Source organism: Pyxidicoccus fallax, from assembly GCF_012933655.1.
Classification (GTDB): domain Bacteria; phylum Myxococcota; class Myxococcia; order Myxococcales; family Myxococcaceae; genus Myxococcus; species Myxococcus fallax.
In genome coordinates this window covers 1-1,953 of the sequence record NZ_JABBJJ010000672.1, presented here as the reverse complement: position 1 = coordinate 1,953, position 1,953 = coordinate 1, and the positions used below count along the sequence as shown (strand labels likewise).

Annotated in this window: 1 protein-coding gene; it reads right to left on the bottom strand. The window is 69.1% G+C overall.

The features are described 5' to 3' along the window. A partial coding sequence (locus HG543_RS53360) for a recombinase family protein (protein ID WP_169352633.1) occupies window positions 1–1,596 on the bottom strand: 1,596 nt, incomplete at its 3' end. Between the last annotated feature and the right edge of the window lie 357 nt (window positions 1,597–1,953).

Sequence of the window (1,953 nt, the reverse complement as noted above, 5' to 3'; positions counted from 1 at the left end):
AACGTCGTTTTCCCGCAAACGACAAAACCGGCCGGAGAGGGGGACAGCGTGCTCGATGGTAACGTGCTCGCCCGTCACCACGACGCGCTCGATGAGCAGGCGTACCAGCCGTTGCCTGCCCTCGAAGTCGAGCGCGTCGAGCCCCTCACGCACGGCCGCGGCAAAGGCCTCCAGTTGCGCTTCCCGCTCGCCCAACCGCTCCTCATCGGCATGCTGCGCCTGGAGCTCCTTGGCCCGGGCGCGTGCTGCCTCAAGGGCCGCCTCCAATTGCGTACGCCGCACCTTCAACTCGTCCACTCGCAGCGCGCCCTGCTGGTAGGCGTCCACCAGGCGCTGCACCTGCCGCTTGAGGTTTCCGCACGTTGACTCGAGGCGAGCTCGCTCGCGTGCCGAGAGTTCCTCGGCCTCCCGGTGCTCCTGCCAGGAGGCGACCTCCTCCACCAGAATGCGGGGCTCGCGCAGCCACTGGCACACTGCGCTCCATACCGTCGCGTCCAGCGCCTCGGCCCTGAGATACTGGGCCTTGCAGCGTGCTGCACGCCCGCTGTCTTCGGGGCCTCGGCTGCACCCGTAGTAGTGGTAGTCGCCCCGTCCGTTGGTCTGCGCGCGGCGGAAGCAGGCCATGCGCAGGCCGCATTGGCCGCACACCACCAGCAGACGCAGCAAGTAGTGGTATTGCACGTTGCGCGAGGAGAGTACCTTGTTGCGTGCCAGCTGCAGCTTCACCGCCGCTTGCGTGGCCTCGTCGACGAGGGGCGCAATGGGCACCGTCTGCCATTGCTCGCGCGGGCGCAGCAGATGGCTGCTCTTGGCGACCTTGCGCAGAGCCGCAGCCTTGCGTGGACGTGTCGGCACGGCGGCCATCAGCCGGTTGTAGACAGCGGTGCCGGTGAATGCTGGGTTGACGAGGAGGTGGCGGACGCTGGCGCCCGTCCAGCGCGCTGCGCGCCGTGGCCGCACGCCCTGGGCGGTGAGTCGTCGTGCCACTGCGCGCGCACTCAGGCCTTCCTCCAGTACCCAGCGGTACATGTCGCGCACGTGCGCGGCCTCCTCCTCGTGGAGGACGACTGTCTTCTGCCGCCCGTCCGGACTCGTCACCAGGCGGTAGCCGTACGGTGGCCGCGAGAAGGGGGGCGTCTGGCCCGTGCGCACCTTGTGCATACGCCCACGTCGGGTGCGCTCGATGATTTTGGCCCGCTCGTACTCGGCGATGACGCCCTGCATCTGCACCAGCAGCGTGTCCTCGGCCTTCTCTCCAATGGGCCGCTCGACGAAGTGCACGCGCACGCCCCGCGCCGCCAACTCCTCGAGCACCACCTGCTGGTGCACATAATTGCGCGCCAGCCTGTCGGGTGCGAAGACGAGCACCACGTCGAGCAGGCCGTCGGCTGCCGCGTCCCGCATGGCGTCGAAGGCAGGCCTGTCCAGCCGGGTACCACTGAAGCCCTCGTCCACGTAGCAGCGCTGCGGGGGCACCTGCAGCCCCAACTCCGCGGCAGCCTTGTGGAGTGCCGCCACTTGCGAGGCGACCGTCTGTTCCCGCTCCTGCCGCGCCGAGGAAACGCGAGCGTAGAGCGCAGCCCTTTCAGCCATCATCGGCTCCCCTTTGGGTGCCCAGCTCAACGACGCCGGGACTTGTGACTTCGCGTGCCTCGGCTGGAGGCCCTCGGGGCCTTCCGGCTGCGCCGCGAGCCGCCTCCAGGAGCAGCTGCACGGCGCGCCCCAGCCGCTCGCGGCCGTCGGCCGTCGGGGCCGGCTTCCACTCGACGCTCCATTCTCTCTTGCGCACCCTTCTCGCGTGGCGCAGCCGAAGGTGGCCGGCCAGAGCTGTCGCCCTCCTGCTTCGCCTCAGGAGGTGGAGCCGAGGGCCAGCTGCGCTTGGGCACCCGACGGTGCAGGGTGAACCGCACCAGCCTTTTGTCGTTTGTGGCTAAACCGCCAACTCGAACGTCC